The organism is Thermogutta sp. (assembly GCF_014359955.1).
Classification (GTDB): Bacteria; Planctomycetota; Planctomycetia; order Pirellulales; family Thermoguttaceae; genus Thermogutta.
In genome coordinates this window covers 1-1,030 of record NZ_JACIYL010001109.1, presented here as the reverse complement: position 1 = coordinate 1,030, position 1,030 = coordinate 1, and the positions used below count along the sequence as shown (strand labels likewise).

Here is a 1,030-nt window from a genome sequence, read left to right as displayed (position 1 = left end):
TGTGTTGCGGAACGACAACCGGTAACCATGCTCGCGTTTCTTTCCATCTTCATGCGAGGGATGGCGAGGGCGTGGCGTCCAACACGTTGAAGGCGATTTGCCAATCCGTTTTCCTTGAAATATGTCTCATTGCTGCCCGACACACTCTGGAGATCGGAGTGCAGGTTCGCCAAACCAATTTGTCCGTGATGGGCATTCGATTTGCTTGATTTTGGTCCAAAGGCAAGCTACAGTAAGATAAAGGGAAGGTGTGCGCGACGTAATTGGCGCCTCGGGCGGGTGATGCCCGGGCCCCCAGCAGCAAAGGAAGGAATGGAGGATGCTGGTCCTTTCGCGGAAAAAGAACGAAAGTATCATTATCGACGACCAGATCGTCATCATGGTCGTCGATATCCGGGGCGATCGCGTGCGCCTCGGCATCGAAGCCCCCAAGCACGTCACGGTGCACCGGCGGGAAGTGTACGAAATGATTCAGGCGGACAAGAAGCGGACACAAGAGACGCCGAACACAGAAACCGCGTCCGACTCCGCCCCCAGTGAACAAACCCCCGTTAAATAAACCGCATCGTTCCCGCCGTGCGTTGATCCCACCTTGAGAACTCTTTTCTGTTTTCTCAGGTGACCATTCCGTGATGATTGGTCCGGCCCAGGGGGGTCTTTACTCGGACCATTCGATTTTCCCGGCACTGAGGGCCGCCAAAGCGGGGGGAAACGAATTCGCGGCTGGCCCCACGCGGAAAAAATCGCCGATAACCCGAGATGAACACGTGCCAGGAAAAAGTTCGCGAACCGACCGGTAAGGAAGCTCAGTTCCGCGAACATCAGGCACGGGCGGTTGACGCAACACCGCGAAGGTCGTAATAATTAGATTTCACGACGGCCCCGTCGTCTAGCCAGGTTAGGACACAGGCCTTTCAAGCCTGTAACACGGGTTCAAATCCCGTCGGGGTCGCTGAATCTTCTACCCAGACTGGGGGTCAAGCAGGCTCCCATCGATCCCGACCGGGCTTTGGCCATTGCCCAGGAAGTC

At 56.3% G+C, this 1,030-nt stretch carries 2 protein-coding genes and 1 tRNA gene; all 3 read left to right on the top strand.

Features of this window, described 5'->3' with window-relative positions; translation table 11 throughout:
* On the top strand, positions 1-209 hold a 209-nt coding region (locus H5U08_RS19715), incomplete at its 5' end, for a hypothetical protein (RefSeq protein WP_297037155.1).
* A gap of 110 nt (positions 210-319) precedes the next feature.
* The gene (csrA, locus tag H5U08_RS19710; protein ID WP_297037153.1) at positions 320-559 is read left to right on the top strand and encodes a carbon storage regulator CsrA; all 240 of its coding nucleotides are present in this window, start codon (positions 320-322) and stop codon (positions 557-559) included.
* Between the two features lie 319 nt (positions 560-878).
* Positions 879-952, top strand: a tRNA-Glu gene (locus tag H5U08_RS19705).
* Positions 953-1,030 lie beyond the last annotated feature (78 nt).

Bases quoted from the DNA above. Each gene is read 5' to 3' on its own strand.
- csrA (WP_297037153.1), top strand. From the start codon at position 320: ATGCTGGTCCTTTCGCGGAAAAAGAACGAAAGTATCATTATCGACGAC.